14 protein-coding genes and 1 pseudogene are annotated in these 14,913 nt (G+C 56.9%); 7 read left to right on the forward strand and 8 right to left on the reverse strand.

The features are described 5' to 3' along the window. Positions 1–43: 43 nt before the first annotated feature. Positions 44–1,279, forward strand: coding sequence for an NRAMP family divalent metal transporter (locus AC13RC_RS06915; protein ID WP_488556810.1), 1,236 nt, complete (start codon positions 44–46; stop codon positions 1,277–1,279). A 49-nt stretch (positions 1,280–1,328) separates the two neighbouring features. Here the strand turns inward: AC13RC_RS06915 and AC13RC_RS06920 are convergent, their stop codons facing one another. The 4 genes and pseudogenes from AC13RC_RS06920 to AC13RC_RS06935 all read right to left on the reverse strand — a co-directional run bounded on the left by AC13RC_RS06920 (position 1,329) and on the right by AC13RC_RS06935 (position 3,625). After that, positions 1,329–1,562: a hypothetical protein gene (locus AC13RC_RS06920; protein ID WP_488556811.1), complete on the reverse strand. Its 234-nt coding sequence runs from the start codon at positions 1,560–1,562 to the stop codon at positions 1,329–1,331. Between the two features lie 247 nt (positions 1,563–1,809). After that, positions 1,810–2,690, reverse strand: a pseudogene (locus AC13RC_RS06925) (MBL fold metallo-hydrolase). 135 nt (positions 2,691–2,825) lie between these two features. Further along, positions 2,826–3,353 carry a DUF4142 domain-containing protein gene (locus AC13RC_RS06930; RefSeq protein WP_113353042.1) on the reverse strand — a complete coding sequence of 176 codons (528 nt, stop codon included), beginning with the start codon at positions 3,351–3,353 and terminating at the stop codon, positions 2,826–2,828. An 86-nt stretch (positions 3,354–3,439) separates the two neighbouring features. Then, positions 3,440–3,625 (reverse strand): hypothetical protein, encoded by a 186-nt coding sequence (locus AC13RC_RS06935; RefSeq protein ID WP_113388599.1) that lies wholly within the window; start codon positions 3,623–3,625, stop codon positions 3,440–3,442. Positions 3,626–3,851: 226 nt separating this feature from the next. Between AC13RC_RS06935 and AC13RC_RS06940 the strand changes: the two genes are divergently transcribed. Continuing rightward, a complete protein-coding gene (locus tag AC13RC_RS06940; RefSeq protein WP_113388600.1) occupies positions 3,852–4,061 on the forward strand; it encodes a hypothetical protein in 210 nt (69 codons plus the stop codon). A gap of 171 nt (positions 4,062–4,232) precedes the next feature. Then, positions 4,233–5,717, forward strand: a complete 1,485-nt coding sequence (locus AC13RC_RS06945; protein WP_488556812.1) for a phospholipase D-like domain-containing protein — start codon at positions 4,233–4,235, stop codon at positions 5,715–5,717. Here AC13RC_RS06945 and AC13RC_RS06950 read toward each other — a convergent pair. Continuing rightward, positions 5,664–6,626 (reverse strand): lysylphosphatidylglycerol synthase domain-containing protein, encoded by a 963-nt coding sequence (locus AC13RC_RS06950; protein WP_113388602.1) that lies wholly within the window; start codon positions 6,624–6,626, stop codon positions 5,664–5,666. The two genes, AC13RC_RS06945 and AC13RC_RS06950, sit on opposite strands and share 54 nt — an antisense overlap. A 66-nt stretch (positions 6,627–6,692) precedes the next feature. Here AC13RC_RS06950 and AC13RC_RS06955 point away from each other — a divergent pair, with 66 nt between their 5' ends. From AC13RC_RS06955 to AC13RC_RS06965, 3 genes are all read left to right on the forward strand, one after another. Next, positions 6,693–7,424 (forward strand): endonuclease/exonuclease/phosphatase family protein, encoded by a 732-nt coding sequence (locus AC13RC_RS06955; protein ID WP_113388603.1) that lies wholly within the window; start codon positions 6,693–6,695, stop codon positions 7,422–7,424. A 195-nt stretch (positions 7,425–7,619) separates the two neighbouring features. Next, positions 7,620–8,771, forward strand: a complete 1,152-nt coding sequence (locus AC13RC_RS06960) for a polysaccharide pyruvyl transferase family protein (RefSeq protein WP_113388604.1) — start codon at positions 7,620–7,622, stop codon at positions 8,769–8,771. After that, positions 8,749–10,173: a Coenzyme F420 hydrogenase/dehydrogenase, beta subunit C-terminal domain gene (locus AC13RC_RS06965; RefSeq protein ID WP_233788519.1), complete on the forward strand. Its 1,425-nt coding sequence runs from the start codon at positions 8,749–8,751 to the stop codon at positions 10,171–10,173. The genes AC13RC_RS06960 and AC13RC_RS06965 overlap by 23 nt, the downstream gene beginning before the upstream one ends. A gap of 10 nt (positions 10,174–10,183) precedes the next feature. On the opposite strand, the gene AC13RC_RS06970 is transcribed toward AC13RC_RS06965, so the two are convergent. From AC13RC_RS06970 to AC13RC_RS06980, 3 genes are read right to left on the reverse strand one after another with little or no spacing between them, the layout of a single operon-like run. Next, complete coding sequence (locus AC13RC_RS06970; RefSeq protein WP_113388680.1) at positions 10,184–11,122, reverse strand: glycoside hydrolase family protein; 939 nt, start codon at positions 11,120–11,122, stop codon at positions 10,184–10,186. A 20-nt stretch (positions 11,123–11,142) separates the two neighbouring features. Continuing rightward, on the reverse strand, positions 11,143–11,742 hold the full coding sequence (locus AC13RC_RS06975) for a histidine phosphatase family protein (protein WP_113388606.1): 600 nt from the start codon (positions 11,740–11,742) through the stop codon (positions 11,143–11,145). After that, on the reverse strand, positions 11,739–12,842 hold the full coding sequence (locus tag AC13RC_RS06980) for an inositol-3-phosphate synthase (protein ID WP_488556813.1): 1,104 nt from the start codon (positions 12,840–12,842) through the stop codon (positions 11,739–11,741). The genes AC13RC_RS06975 and AC13RC_RS06980 overlap by 4 nt, the downstream gene beginning before the upstream one ends. A gap of 248 nt (positions 12,843–13,090) precedes the next feature. On the opposite strand from AC13RC_RS06980, the gene AC13RC_RS06985 reads away from it, so the two are divergent. Then, positions 13,091–14,734: a hypothetical protein gene (locus AC13RC_RS06985; RefSeq protein WP_488556814.1), complete on the forward strand. Its 1,644-nt coding sequence runs from the start codon at positions 13,091–13,093 to the stop codon at positions 14,732–14,734. The last annotated feature ends 179 nt before the right edge of the window (positions 14,735–14,913 follow it).

A 14,913-nucleotide genomic window follows, 5' to 3' on the forward strand; every position in this document is an offset into this window, starting at 1 on the left:
CCAGGAGAGCGATGGATCCCCAACTAGGCAACGTCATGAAGGAATGAGCCTGCTCGGCCGCGGTCTCATTTCTGGAGCGGCCGACGACGATCCCTCGGCAATCGGCACCTATGCCAGCGCCGGAGCACGCTTCGGTCTCGGGATGCTCTGGACCGCGCCCGTTACGCTGCCGATGATGTTCACGGTCGTGTACCTTTCATCGAAGCTCGGGCAGGTAACCGGACGTGGACTATTTCAAGTCATCCATGACAATTATCCCCGATGGTTTCTTTATCTGGCGTTGGCCGGAGTCGTTATCGGCAATACGATCGAGGCTGCCGCCGACCTGGGCGGAATGGCGGCGGCCGTCAACCTTTTCGTGCCGCTTTCCGTTCCCCTTATCGTTGCCGTGATGGCAGTCATTCTGCTCTGTCTACAAGTGATGGGCTCCTACATTCTCATTCGCCGAATTTTCCGCTGGCTGGCCCTCAGTTTGCTGGCCTATACAGGCGCGGCTATATTAGCGAAACCGGACTGGATGGCCGTTCTTAAGGGCTCGCTCATTCCATCCATCGAATTTAACGAGGAATTTCTTTCGATCATCGTGGCGATCATCGGCACTACGCTGTCGGCGTATCTCTACACCTGGCAATCCAATGAAGAGGTCGAGGAAAAAATCGCCGAGGGAAAGACTTCGGTGAAAGCCAGACGAGGCGTCAGCAGCTCGAAACTGGCTCGTTCGCGCAAGGAAATTCTTGTCGGAATGACGTTCTCAAACCTGGTCATGTACTTCATCATTATGGCGACCGGCGCGACGCTGCATGTTCAGGGGCACACGGATATCCAAACGGCCGCGCAGGCGGCCGAAGCGCTAAAACCAATCGCCGGACAGGCCGCCGGATATTTGTTTGCGGCTGGAATCATATCGGTCGGATTTCTGGCGGTTCCCGTCATGACGACGGGAGCGGCCTACGACCTCGCCCAGTCAATCGGTATCAAGGGCAGCCTGAACGCCAGTGCCCCAGAGGCGCCGGGATTTTACGTCATCATCGCAGCGGTAACGTTGATCGCGGTCGCGATGAACTTCATTGGCATAAATCCGATGAAAGCCCTGGTATGGTCCGGCGTGGTTCAGGGATTTTCTACTCCGCCTCTCTTGCTATTGCTGCTGTTCATGACGAACAACAAGGCGATCATGGGCGAGCATGTGAATTCACGTCTTATGAATGTCGCCGGCTGGCTGACAGTCCTGGCAATTTTCTCGGCCAGTGCCGGGCTCATGGTGACATGGATCATATAGGATGAGAGATGGAGCAGGCATTTGCCTGCCGATGGAAAGAATAAGCTCCTCACATCCGGCAGAAGATCTGACCTTGAAGGCTCAGATTGGCGCGCATGGATGCAACGCGCCGCTCCGCGTCGGCCAGATCATAGGCCCAGAAACTGATGCCGAACGTCCGTCCATCGATATGGTAATCGGCCAGGAAACGGAACATGGAACGCCCGTTGCGATCACTTGTACGGAATTCGGGTTCAGGGTCGCGATCCCTTCGACGGATCTGCGGAAGCTGGATCACGTTCATTATCGAAACTCCTGTCGCTCATGCGCTTTTTCCGGCGGTCCCGTGGTGATATCCAAGCGGGGCTCGTCGGTCCATTTTCAAACTTCCGGAGACAATCGTTGTTCCCGCGCGAGCGGCAGTTTGTAGAGGGCATCGGTAGAATGGTCGGAGGTGCGATCTGCTCTTTTCAAGCGATCCTTGGTTCTTGCAGGCTCTTGCAAAGGTGGAGCAAGCGAAAGCGCGGCCGATCTCGCAGCGTGGCGAACCATCAGGGCCGGCGATAGGCCGTGCCGTCGGTGGCTCTTGCCGGATGATCGACATATCGGCCGTCCAGTGGCGCGGCAATATCCCAGAAATTGGTCGCCAGCGTATCGAGGGCTGCGCGCAAGCCGGCCCCGCCCAGCGCCGGGCCATGACCGCTGATCAATCGTTCCGGCTTGAGACTGGCGATCTGCTTTGCTGATTGTTCCGATGCCTGCCAGTCGATCGTCAGATAACGAGGCGGACCATGCAGTCTGGGAGCCTGCGTCACTACGTCGTAGACGGATTCCTGGCCGGTCGTGATGACGGCGTCACCGGCGACGAGGGTGCGATCGCTTTCGCGCCAAAGGGAGATATGTCCCGGTGTATGGCCGGGTGTATGCAGCCATGACCATTCGGAAGCGAAAGGTACGGTGCCGTCGGCAGGCAGGCTTTGAAGCAGGCTGCCGAGGTTGGAGGGGCCGCGCGGCAGCAGGGGCGACATGAGCGCAAAGCTTCCGCCACCAACCCATGGGTCTGCAGGCGGATAAGACGCACGTCCATCCAGGTAAGGATGTTCGAGTGGGTGGGCGTAGACCGGCACATCCCAAAAAGCGGCCAAGCGTTCGACAGATCCGGCGTGGTCAATATGTCCGTGCGTCATGATAATGGCAGCGGGCCGGGAGGTCGCACCGAAGCGGCGCGCCGCAGCTGCCAAGATCCGATCCTGTGACGATGGCAAACCGGTATCGATGAGGAGCCAGTTGCTATCCGGCACAGGCTTGCCCAGAAAACCGCATTGACGATGGAGAGCTTCAGGTAGGCCACATCATCGCAGATTTTCCGCGTTCCATCCTCGTTTTCGACTTCGATGACATCGCTATCGCTGAGATGCAGTTGGTCATCCATATCCCGCACTCCGTTGCGAGCCAAATCGTCTCCGAACCACCCATCAATCACTTCAAGATCGATTGTGTTTCACCTTCGGATGAGCGGATGAAAATACAGCCATGCCGTAGCCATCCACTCATCCCGGTAGCCTTTTTACTTTGGAAGTTCCTTGGCCATTTGCAGATGCTGCTCGAGTTTCGGCCTCGTATTGGCGGCCCAGGTCTTCAGACTTGCATCCTCGCCGCCGTTTCCATAGCGTTTGAAAAGATCAACCGCATTCGCATGAGCTGAACGCTGGTCCGCGTCGTAGCGTTTGACAAAGTCATTTCCCTGCATTTTCTGCAGCCGCGCCAGCATCTTCTTCTGGCTTGAACTCATCTCCGTTGGCAGTGTCGCCTTGACCTTTCCACTGTTGACGAGATCTTTCAGCTCATTCGTTGTCTTTTGGTGATCATCAATCATTTGCTGAGCGAATTTTTTCGTTTGATCATTGCCTCGCTGCAGCGCGAGCTTGCTCGATTCAATTTCAAACATATCGCTGCTGGCGGCTTCATTGACAAAGTCTTGGGTATTTGGCGCCGCCCCCACGAGGGAATTAACACCTGTCTTTTCCGCTGTTGATTGAGAATATGCTGGCGCCGCTGCCAGCGCTACCGCAATAGTGACGATCGCGAGCTTCATGCTGGTCTCCTTTTCAGATCTACCTTTATGGAATCCAAGTATCTTCCGTTTGACTGGGTTTCCTGCTGTTTGAAGTCACGCGGCGGCTACCGCGCGTTGGAAAAGATGATGGTACCGTTCAGTATCCATTCGGCGAGTGTCAGCAACGCGATGATCAAAAGCGCAAGTACGATCAGGTATCCCGCCCGCCGTTTTCTGCTCTTTTGTTGAGGACTGTCGTTTGCGGACACAATCGGATCCGTTTCGACGGAATTTTTATCATCATCCCGCATTTCTTCTCCTTCGAGATAACCGCAACGCAACTATCGCAGGCGAGGAATGTTCCCAGCTCGGAATAATAAATCCGTGCCGTGTATGTGGATGCCGGTTCCCCGGCCAACAGGGAACAATCGACCCAAAGGGAAGTTCGATGTTCCAAAGGTGCTTTCGCGGCGGACCATCCTAGTCGGAGGGCCGAGGCTGAGCGCTACCGTCCTGGCAAATGGATGGAGATGCATGATGGCTCACGCAGGAAAAAAACAGTTCTCCCGCGGATCGAAAGGCAGGGGCGACGCGTCAGGCGCCGCTACCACACTTGAGGAAGGCAAGGTCGGTGAAAATGCCGTCCTATCCAATCGTGACAAGGCGCAACATTCGAGGGAACGGGGCCTCGACAGTCGCGACGTTCAAACGGAACAATATCACGATCACGTCAGCAACCGCCGGTGACCGACAGCGAACGAGGAAAATGGCCAGCAAAACAGATTGTCGCGTCGCGGTATCGAGTTCCGAGAAGTCCACCGATTGGTATCTCCGTAGAGACGAGATCAAGGGGGTACCGAGGCTGATTGATGAGGATATGGCAGGATAGAGACCGCCCGCATCGGTCATGAAGCGATAGTGAGTGTCGACGCAAAAGCCGGTTATTGCTTTGTATCAATCACAACGATGCAGATTTCACCTACGATGCAGCAAAGTGCTAAGCTATTATTGTCAGGGACCGCGGAGAAAGTGAGTTTTCTCATCAATGGCAAGAATTATTTTTCGTGCCTTGCCGGGGCGCTGAACGAGGCTAAACGGCAGATCTGGATTATTGGTTGGAACTTTAATCCGACAATATTGCTGGAACCGCAAAAATCGGACCTAACCTTGGGAGACGCCCTCGAGCAAGCAGCCCTTTCCAATCCGGACTTGCAGATCCGCATTCTGGTTTGGGCACTTGGGCCAATCTATTCGGATAAGTCCCTCAGAATATTTTTTCAAAAAACCTTTCCGAAGAGTGATCGTATCCAGCTACGCTTTGCGATCCAGCCCGTCTTGCTCGGTTGCCATCATCAAAAGCTTGTTTGCGTTGACGACAATGTCGCGTTCCTCGGCGGCATCGATCTGGCATCGCGCAGGTGGGACACACGTGGCCATCGTGCCGGAGATCAGCGCAGGAGAGATTCGGAGGGCCTGCCCTACGAAGCGGTGCATGACCTCCAGGTCATGGTAACTGGGCAGGCAGCAAGGATCGTCTCTGACATTGCCAGACAGCGGTGGGCGGCGGCAACTGGCGAGCGGCATGAACCCTTGGCACGTACTTGCGAGCATGAATCGCAATGCCAAGGATCGCTTTCTCTTTCCAACATGCCAATCAGGCTTGCCGTCTCGAGTCCCACGAGAGGATCGCGGGTGCGCGATAATCTCGGAAGCGTCACAGCCAAACAAATGATCGATGCAGCGAGGTGCCATCTCTACATCGAAACGCAATATCTCGCTTCGTTCAATATCGCCGAAGCATTGGTTGCGCGTTTGAAGGAGAAAGAAGGACCCGAGATCGTGATCGTCTGTGCGTACCGCTCGCACGGTCTGATCGAAAAGATGATCATGGATAGGAATAGGGATAGGATTATTGCGAAACTCAAACATGCGGACGAGTTCGACCGTTTGCGCGTTTTCTATCCGGTCATTCCGGATGGAACGCGGCAGGTGCCTCTTTTTGTTCATTCAAAGTTGTTGATCGCAGACGACATCCTGGTACGAATTGGCTCATCGAACCTCAATCATCGCTCGGAGAGTTTGGATACGGAGTGCGACATTCTGTTCGAGGCGCAAGGCGCCGAACATAGGAAGGTCATCCGCAGCCTGCGTCACAGCCTTCTTTCGGAATTTCTCGGCTGTTCTTCCGAAACGCTCGATCAGGTCTTTGAGCAAAAGGGCTCTCTTATCCGTGCGATCGCGGCGCTCGACCTTGGTGCAAGGGGCTTGAGGCCGCTTTACTCGAAAAGCCGAAAGATCACACCTGTTTTGGGGACGGCACTGTTCGATCCCGCGCGACCCTGGCCGCCATCACGCCTCCGTCGTGTCGCGGGTCGATTGCGTCGCATGCTCCGGTTTGGCTGATTGCTGGCTGAAAATCAGTTCGGTAATCATCATCGTGATGCCACCGAACAGAAGCGGAATGAGATAGTAGATCAAGCGAAAAGCGATCAAGGCTCCGATCGAGGCGGCATTCGGAACGGCATATGCCAGGGTTGTTTCCAGGATACCGAGACCTCCGGGGACATGGGTGGTCAGGACGAGAGTGTTGGCAAGCACGAATGCAGTGACGGTGCGGAAATAGGATACCTCGGCATAAGCCGAAAACAATGCGTAAAGGCATGCGGACACGAAGGCAAAATTCACAGTGCCAATCGTAATCTGTGCCAGAGCTATCCTTGCTTGAGGCAATTCAAATGACCAATGCCATAAGGTCAGCCGCCTTCGCAGGTATTTAGCCAGAATACTATAGATCACAGGAATGCAAAGAAGAGCGCCACCCAATATACGCAGAGCTGGAGCATCGACGTGCAGCAGCGTAACGATATCTTCCGAAGCGACAAGCAAGGCGATACCGCCGATGGTTAGCAGGCCGAGGGCGACCGTCACACCGGAAAATAGGATGATCTTCGCGACATCTTCCATGCTAAGGCCCCAGCGAGCATAATAGCGATAACGAAATGCACCGCTGCTGAGCCCTGCAAATCCGATATTGTGACTCATCGACAGGCTGATGAGGGATGCCAGCGCAATTTTTGAATATGGCAAGGACTTTCGAAGCGACAGAATGGCCAGATAATCGAAGCCGGTCAGGCTGATATAGGAACCCGCCGCGAAGAGGATCGCTGCCGCAAGGCACAGGAAGGGGAGTTTGCGCAGCGATGCTTCAATCTCTTCCAAACTGTAGTGCGAAAGGATCCGATAAAGAAGAAAGAGCGCCAGGCAAAGCGCGCCAAGCATTGCCGCATTCCATATCAAGCCTTTCCGGGTCATCGGGTTTGCCTTTGTTCACGCCGGCTATTCTGCGGAACGACTGGGCGGCTTCGGTGTTCCCCACATATGACCAACGAGAAGCGAATCAGAATACTCACCTATAATGTGCACAGCTGCATTGGCACCGATCGCAAGGTCGATCCGACTCGGATCGCATCCGTTATCGCCCAAACACAGGCTGATATCGTGGCGCTGCAGGAAATCGACGTTCGTCGTTTGCGGACAGGGCGTATCGACCAAGCAAGCATGATCGCGTCGCTTTTGAAGATGGAAGCTCATTTCAATGCGACGCTGACATTCGCGGAGGAGCAATATGGAGATGCGATCATAACCAACTGGCCGACAAGGGCGGTCAAGGCTGGTCCGTTGCCGTCAAGAGGCGAGCCTCGCGGCGCTCTTGCAGTCGAGATTGTCATCGGCGATGTCATATTAAACGTCGTGAATACACATCTCGGACTTCGTGGGCGGGACCGTATCCAGCAAATGACGACATTGCTGGGTCCCCCATGGCTGCATGGTTCCGTGCAGCCGGGTGCTACGATCCTATGCGGTGATTTGAACGCCGTTCCCGCATCCGCTACCTATCGGCTGATCGGTCGGCTCTTTAAAGATGTCCAGCTTCAGGGAAAAGACCCGGCGCGTCCGACCTTCCCCTCCAGATACCCTCTGATGCGCCTCGATCATATATTTGTCAGCGAGGACATTCATGTCATGGGTTCTGCTGTTCTACAAAACAAACTGACTAAGGTGGCTTCCGATCATCTTCCGCTCATCGCCGATCTGATCCTCGCGAGCTAGCGATTACACCTGATGACTGGATCATCCCGCCCGAATAAGCTTGGCAAATCCTGACAGACACGTCGGCGCCGACGGGGAACATTCAATCACCCGCGGGGTTCGAAGGCGAAGCAGACGTGTAAGCCTGTCGCTGCAGGCAACGTGCGCTCGAGACGAGCCGCGATCATGGCCGTTTGCAGGCAAAGGGGAGATCAGATGTCGGATGGGATCGGCCTTGCCAGTTATGGACGTGCGCGCAGTGTCGACGCGAATAGCTTAGTCGCCGGCAGCGGCGGGCGCCGCGCGGGCGTGCTGACATTTCATGGCTGCATCAACTACGGCTCCTATTGGCAGGCACGCTGCCTCATCGAAGGATTGCGATCGATGAACGTCGATGCGTTGCTGCTGAACCACAGATCGAGACGCGTGGATATGGCCGAATGGCGTTGCGCGTTTCGGCCACAGCTACCTGTTGCGACCGCCAGGGAAGATTATCCGCTTTACCGTATAAAGATCCGCAAATCCCTCGACGCAGTTTCCCGGCTGCCACTATCCGCACCGTTCGCGCTAGAGGATCCATCGGCTATCGAAGATCTGCCGCTCGTCATTGTCGGCAGCGATGAGGTCTGGAATTTGCATCATCCCTGGTACGGCGGCAGCGGCCTCTTCTTTGGCGAAGGCTTGCGGAAGCCTCTCCTTTCCTCCTACGCCGCCAGCTTTGGAAATTTCAATTCAGCGCGGCGGCTGAACGGCCACTGGGCCGAGAAACTGCGTCACTTTTCATGGATTTCAGTGCGCGACTTGAATTCGAAGCGCCTTCTTGGTGAGACCTTAGGGATGGAGGCCGAATTGGTGCTCGATCCGTGCCTTCAGTTCCCGCAAGCGATCTTCGATGCTGGTAAAGAACAGCCGTTACACCCTTACGCGGCTGTTTACGGGCACAGCTTTCCGGCCTGGTTTCAGCGAATGGTTCGAGATTGGGCGGATGCGCATAATATCCGGCTGGTCAGCATCGGATACAGGAACAATTGGGCTCATGAACACCACATCGACGCGGGACCGGAAGAATTCGCCCGCTTGATCGGCGGCGCCAATGCGGTGGTGACGAATTTCTTCCATGGCTGCGTTTTTGCTCTCGTCAATGAAAAGCCCTTGGCCTGCGTTCTCTCCGATTATCGATCGAACAAGCTTCGCGATCTGACGGCAATGGTCGGCATTGAGGGAAGTGTCATATCTGAATTCAGCCACGCATCTCGATTGCATCTGGCCTTGACGGAAGCGCCGGGGCCGGATGTCGCCCGGCATATCGAAAGCCTTCGTCATAACTCCAGCACTTTTCTCAATCATGTCATCGAGCAGGCATTCTGATCCCTTGGGAAATACCGGCCGGGTGAGCCCGGCTGATCTCATTCGCTCCGGGCTCTGTATCGGATGCGGTGCCTGTGTGGCGCGTGCGCAAGAGAACGACGTCCATATGGATTTCGATCCCTTCGGGCAATGGAAGCCGCGTGCGGGTAGTGGTTGGATGCGAGACCGAACTGCGGATTTTTCTCGGATATGCCCGTTTTCTCCAAGCAGCAAGAACGAAGATGTGCTCGCCGAAGAGCTCTTCCCGAATGCCGTCAAAACCGACCCTCAGCTCGGCCGATTGGAGGCGACATTCGTCGGTCATGTCGCGGAAGGCACCTTTCGCGCCAGTGGCAGCTCGGGAGGTATGGTCACTTGGGTCGCAACCGAGCTTCTTCGCAACGGGCTTGTCGATGCTGTCGCGCATGTTGTCGAAAGAGCTGGGGCGGCCTTAGCCGACGGACCCTTGTTTTACTATACGCTCTCGCGCGATCCGCAGGCACTGCAGACAGGCGCCAAGTCGCGCTACTATCCGGTGGAGATGTCGGGGGTGCTCGATGAGATCAGGAAGACGCCAGGTCGATATGCCGTGGTCGGCGTTCCCTGCTTCATAAAGGCATTGAGATTGTTGAGCAGCGCCGATCCGATCCTGAAAGAGCGCATTGCCTTCACGCTCGGGCTCGTTTGCGGGCATATGAAAAGCGCTCGCATGACCGAGAGCTTCAGCTGGCAGATGGGGCAGCGGATTCAGGATGTCGAGCGGATCGACTACAGGTCAAAATCTCCGGATCGCCCGGCCAGCTGGTATCGCGCGAGCCTGGGGCTGCGAAATGGCGAGCTTCGGGCTCGCGACTGGTGGAACCTTGTGGACGGCGATTGGGGCGCCGGCTTTTTCCAGAATTCCGCCTGCAACTATTGTGACGACGTGGTTGCGGAGACAGCGGATATTTCGTTCGGCGACGCCTGGCAGGAACCTTATTCATCAGACGGGCGGGGAACCAATGTCGTGATCGTGCGATCGCGGGCGCTTCTCGAGCTCATTGGTGCGGGGATGGAATCCGGACGCATTTGCCTCTCGCCGGTCGACGAAGCCTTCGTTGTCAGTACCCAAGCCGCAGGCTTTCGGCAAAGACGGGAAGGTTTGGCCTTCCGCATGAGTCTGCCGCGATTTGGCATTCGCCCCGGCAAGCGCGTCGCTGCGGTGAGACACGGGTTGGGTGCCCGGCGCAAGATGATATACGGCATGCGCCTGGCCATCAGTTTTTGGAGCCATCGGGTCTTTTGGCTCGCCCGTGAAATGCATTGGCCAGGTCTCTATCTGGGTTGGGCTCGCCTGATGCTGAGCTGCTATCATGCGCTGGCCTATTCGCGTGGACCCATGGGTCGGCTGCTCGATCGCTTCTGTCCGGACAGGAAACTGTGAGGACGGATGATTAGAAAGCCGTCATGGCGGAAGACGGCCGATCGAAGCGATCAGCGGTCCGATGCGGGGCATAGCGTTCGACCATTTCGCGGCAGAATTCGGCAAATTCTTCCGGCACCAGCGGGGCACTCGTATGATGAGGGGCGATGCCGCGATGTTCCGGCGTGAAGCAGAAGGTGACCGTGACATCGAAGTCCTCAAGGCTGCGCATTTGCCGATCGAACCAGTCCAGCGCATTGGGACGGAAACGATCCGCCCAGGAAAGGCCTGTCCTGATCGATTTCACCCCGAGCCGCTTCATCCAGGCGACCGCCTCGTCAAGTCGCGGATCTTCGAAATGAAACCATTGAACCAGGCCGAGTTCCGGGGCATGCCGGGCGAAGGCGTCAAGGGCCGGCTTCGGCGTACCGTCCTCCCGCAGAAGACCCATGTAGTAGTGCCGATAATAAGAGGAACCCTCGGCTTCCTTGTGGCGCGTAGTCGCTTCCCATGACCTCGGAAGGTCGAAGAGACTGTACCACTGGAATTGCGGCACCTTCCCCTTGAGCAGCTCGACAGTGCGGTTCAAGCCCCAAAGCTGCACGTATTCAGCGCCAAAACTCGATACGCCGACCTCGCTGACCCAGACGGGAAGATCGGTGACATCAGCGATTTCGGCGATTCTCCGCGGCCATTCGTCAATTTGCCATAGATTCCAGTCCAGCGGAAAGCCGTGAACCGCGACGGCGTCGAGATGATCCAGGACCCCATAATTTTTCATTCGATCCATGAAGGCGGGATCAATCGGAGAGATGCCACCCAGCACCTTGACCAAGTCGGGATTCGCAAGCGCGATCGCGTCGGCGGCCAGTATCGCCATTTCGGCAAACCGGCTCCAGTCGGGATCTATCTCCGGATCCCAGTGCGACTTGTTGTTTGGCTCGTTCCAAATCATAGCTGCTTTGATCATGCTGATCTCCCGCGACAAGCTCATGGATTGATTTCATTGAGGGTGATGATTTTCGCTCCCCAATCTCCGACGACCATGTGGGTCACGGATGCTGGTTCCACGTCGAACCTCAGCCAGGCGTCGATCGGCAAGCCGAGAACATGGCTGACCGCCGCTTTGATAACATCGCCGTGGGATACGAGCGCCAGCCTCTTGCCATCGGCCTTGCTCGCGAGATCTGCAATCAATTTCCAAACGCGGCTCTGAACGTCGAGCATGGTTTCGCCGTTCGGCGCCCGTACAAGGCTGCGCATGGTGTTCCAACGTCGCCATTGGGCGTCTTGTTCGAGCGTCGAAAAGGTCCTGCCGCTCCAATCGCCGAAATCGACTTCATCCAGTGCCTCTTCGATCCGCGGGGAACCCAGCCCACATGCGGAGACGATTGCTTCGGCCGTCTGCTGGGTGCGTTCGCGCGGGCTGCTGTAAACCGCATCCAGATGGTAGCGCGCCATGCGCGGTCCAAGGCGATTTGCCTGCGACAAGCCCGCATCGCCGAGAACGATCCCATGTGTGCGACCTGCAAGAAAAGCGCCGAGATTGTCGTGCGCCGCGTGACGAACAAGGAAGAAGGTCGTCGTCATTCCGCCGCTCCGGGCAAGGCATCCTCCTGGTCCTCGATGAAAGCTTGCGTACGCCTGCGGGCTTCCTGATCGGTGAATTGGCGCGGCGGTGATTTCATGAAGTAGCTCGATGGACCGACCAGAGGTCCGCCGATGCCGCGATCGAGCGCCAGTTTGGCGCAGCGTATCGCGTCGATGACCACACCGGCCGAATTGGGCGAATCCCACACTTCCAGCTTCAGTTCCGCATTGAGCGGCACGCCGCCGAACGTCGTACCCTCCAGCCTGATATAAGCCCATTTGCGGTCCGCGAGCCATGGAACATGATCGCTCGGTCCGACATGGATGTCCGTCGAGGCGAGCGGTACATCGAGCTGGCTCGTCACCGACTGCGTCTTTGAGATCTTCTTCGATTCAAGCCGCTCGCGTTCCAACATGTTGAGGAAGTCCGTATTGCCGCCGAAATTTAGCTGATAGGTGCGATCGACCCTTACGCCGCGCTCGCGGAAAAGGTTGACGAGCATACGGTGGACGATCGTCGCGCCCACCTGGCTTTTTATATCGTCCCCGATGAGGGGCAGGCGGCTCTCGGCAAAACGGCGCTGCCATTCAGGCTTCGAGGCGATGAAAACGGGGATGCAGTTGACGAAGGCGCACCCTGCGGCGAGCGCCTGTTCGGCATACCATTGCGTGGCTTCCTCGGACCCGACCGGAAGATAGGAGACAAGCACTTCTGTCTGCGTCTGGCGCAAAATTTCGACGACATCGGCGACCGGCTCTTCCGATTGTGGAATCTCGTCCTTTAAGTATCGGCCCAGGCCATCGAGGGTCTTGCCGCGATTGACCTTGATGCCAGTCGGCGCGACCTCGGCAAAACGCTGGGTATTGTTGGGTTCGGCGTAAATGGCCTCGGCGACATCCTTCCCGACCTTGGAAGCGGCGATATCGAAAGCCGCCGAGATCTCGACGTCGCGAACATGATATCCTCCGAGGTCCACATGCATGAGGCCAGGGACGGGCTCGTTGCTTTCGGCATCGCGATAGTAGGTCAGCCCCTGCACAAGCGAGGACGCGCAATTGCCGACACCGACGATAGCTACTCGAATGGAATGGGAACGCATGTCTTTCTCCAGCATCTACAAAGCCATCCCCGAACAAGGAGGGGAGGCATCTGTTCCCGAAAAAATCTTTCAATGGATCGCAAGCCGGTTTCGCGCGTTCGAATGTTTCGGATTGAAGAGGTGCGGCGATGCTGGTCTACGGAGATATGGAGCGTGTCGAGGAAGCCGCATCGATATGCCGACGGATCGCAGATGGCATGATGACTTGCTTAAGTATGAAGCCAGATCGCCATCGGCACGAGCTCCTGGTGCAGACCTTCATTATGGCCGGCGAACTCGTCCAGGGGCTTGCCGATCGTGAATTTCAGCAAAGAGGCTGCGATGAGATTTCCGACACGCAGACTGCCGGTGCGGAGCTGCTGTTGCTGCAAGCCGCAATGATTTTGCAGTCGTGGCAAGGAAATTTCACTGGACCTCTGGCGCATTCAGCCGATTGGAAGGCGTTGCTGGAGCGCCTCGGGCTTGAGGAACCCATCCGGATCAGACGGCCCGAAGGTTATGCCCATTATGCGCTCTATCCCGAGAGCTTTCTGGAGGCGGCCTTGCGTTCAGGCCTCACCTCCGAGACCGTGGTGATCGGCGTGCGCAGTATCGGCGTCGGCCTTGGCGCGCTTGTCGCGGCCGCGCTCGGCTCTGGGCCTGCCTATTCCTTGCGGCCGACGGGCGATCCTTTCCGCCGGCACGTGCTGCCAGGGGAAACCTTGCAAAATTACATTCTGAGCCGATCCGATACGGATTTCGCCATTGTCGATGAAGGCCCCGGATTGTCGGGCAGTTCATTCGGCTGCATAGCTGATTGGCTGGAGACGAATGGGGTCCCTGCCGAGCGCCTTCATTTTTTTCCAAGTCACAAGGGCGACCCAGGTGGGCAGGTCAGCAAGACGCATCTTCGCCGGTGGAGGCAGCGGCCGCCGCATGTCGTCGATGTTCACGAGCTGATCCTGGATGCGCCGGAAAAGAAACATAACCTCAAGTCGTGGGCTTGCGAGCTCCTGGGCGTGAGCGGAGATTCCTGGCAGGACCTGTCGGGGGGCGAGTGGCGAAGGCTTCGCTATGGGGATCCGCGCAATTGGCCGCCGAGCTACAGGCGGCAGGAGAAGCTGAAATTTCTGCTGTCGAACGGCGAGGCGCGCCATCTGGTGAAATTTGCAGGGCTTTGCGATACGGCAACCAAGCAGGCAAGAGGCAGGGTGTTGAGCGAGGCCGGCTTCACGCCACCGGTATTGGGGACCTGTCACGGCTTCATTGTCGAACCATGGGTAGAGGGCTCTCCAATGACGGCGGGGCCGGCATCAAAGGAAATGGTTGAGCAGATCGGCCAGTATCTTGGTTTCCGGGCAGGTCACCTTCCTGCTGCACATGGAGGAGCATCGCTCCCCGATCTATGCCATATGGCCGTCGTCAATATCAGGGAAGCCGTCGGAAGCGAAATCGCCGATCACGTCGAGCGGCTGATCGGCCGGCCGCATCGTCTGACGAAATATTTGCGGCGGACGGATACGGATAATCGGCTTCACCGATGGGAATGGGTGAGGCGGCAAGACGGCCGTTTGATGAAGACCGATGCGCTGGATCACAATGCCTCTCATGATCTCATCGGATGCCAGGACGTCGCCTGGGATGTCGCGGGCGCCTGCGTGGAATTCGATCTGTCGAAAGCGCAGCGGCTACATTTGGCTCAGATTGTTGCGGCAGAAGCCGGTCGCGATGTGCGCGAGGATGTGCTTGACGTATTCGAGGCATGCTATCTAGGCTTTCAGATCGGCCTTTGGTCTTTGGCGGCACAAAGCCAAGATACTGCTGAGCGAGGACGCCTGACGAATGCCGTGGTGCGCTATGAAGGGCGCATCCGCGCCTTATTGGCGGACCGTCCCGCCATCTTCAATGGCTGATGGCTCCTCGGCGGACTCGGATTTGTCCGAAGTCATGTCAGGTCGATATCCCAAGGCCGTTCTGATGAGTTTGATGGATTGAATGCCGACACCTCTCAGCATCAACAATTGGTCGTCCGTCATGCCCGCAGCCTCGTGACAGCGGGTAATGCCGTTGTCGGCCAAGGAACGAACCACCC

Source organism: Martinezella sp. CNPSo 3890 (genome assembly GCF_057784455.1).

What these genes read in the sequence shown, in the direction of transcription:
- AC13RC_RS06915 (WP_488556810.1), top strand. Translation starts at nt 44, where the DNA reads ATGAGCCTGCTCGGCCGCGGTCTCATTTCTGGAGCGGCCGACGACGAT.
- AC13RC_RS06920 (WP_488556811.1), bottom strand. Translation starts at nt 1,562, where the DNA reads ATGAACGTGATCCAGCTTCCGCAGATCCGTCGAAGGGATCGCGACCCT.
- AC13RC_RS06930 (WP_113353042.1), bottom strand. Translation starts at nt 3,353, where the DNA reads ATGAAGCTCGCGATCGTCACTATTGCGGTAGCGCTGGCAGCGGCGCCA.
- AC13RC_RS06935 (WP_113388599.1), bottom strand. Translation starts at nt 3,625, where the DNA reads ATGCGGGATGATGATAAAAATTCCGTCGAAACGGATCCGATTGTGTCC.
- AC13RC_RS06940 (WP_113388600.1), top strand. Translation starts at nt 3,852, where the DNA reads ATGGCTCACGCAGGAAAAAAACAGTTCTCCCGCGGATCGAAAGGCAGG.
- AC13RC_RS06950 (WP_113388602.1), bottom strand. Translation starts at nt 6,626, where the DNA reads ATGACCCGGAAAGGCTTGATATGGAATGCGGCAATGCTTGGCGCGCTT.
- AC13RC_RS06955 (WP_113388603.1), top strand. Translation starts at nt 6,693, where the DNA reads ATGACCAACGAGAAGCGAATCAGAATACTCACCTATAATGTGCACAGC.
- AC13RC_RS06960 (WP_113388604.1), top strand. Translation starts at nt 7,620, where the DNA reads ATGTCGGATGGGATCGGCCTTGCCAGTTATGGACGTGCGCGCAGTGTC.
- AC13RC_RS06965 (WP_233788519.1), top strand. Translation starts at nt 8,749, where the DNA reads ATGTCATCGAGCAGGCATTCTGATCCCTTGGGAAATACCGGCCGGGTG.
- AC13RC_RS06970 (WP_113388680.1), bottom strand. Translation starts at nt 11,122, where the DNA reads ATGATCAAAGCAGCTATGATTTGGAACGAGCCAAACAACAAGTCGCAC.
- AC13RC_RS06975 (WP_113388606.1), bottom strand. Translation starts at nt 11,742, where the DNA reads ATGACGACGACCTTCTTCCTTGTTCGTCACGCGGCGCACGACAATCTC.
- AC13RC_RS06980 (WP_488556813.1), bottom strand. Translation starts at nt 12,842, where the DNA reads ATGCGTTCCCATTCCATTCGAGTAGCTATCGTCGGTGTCGGCAATTGC.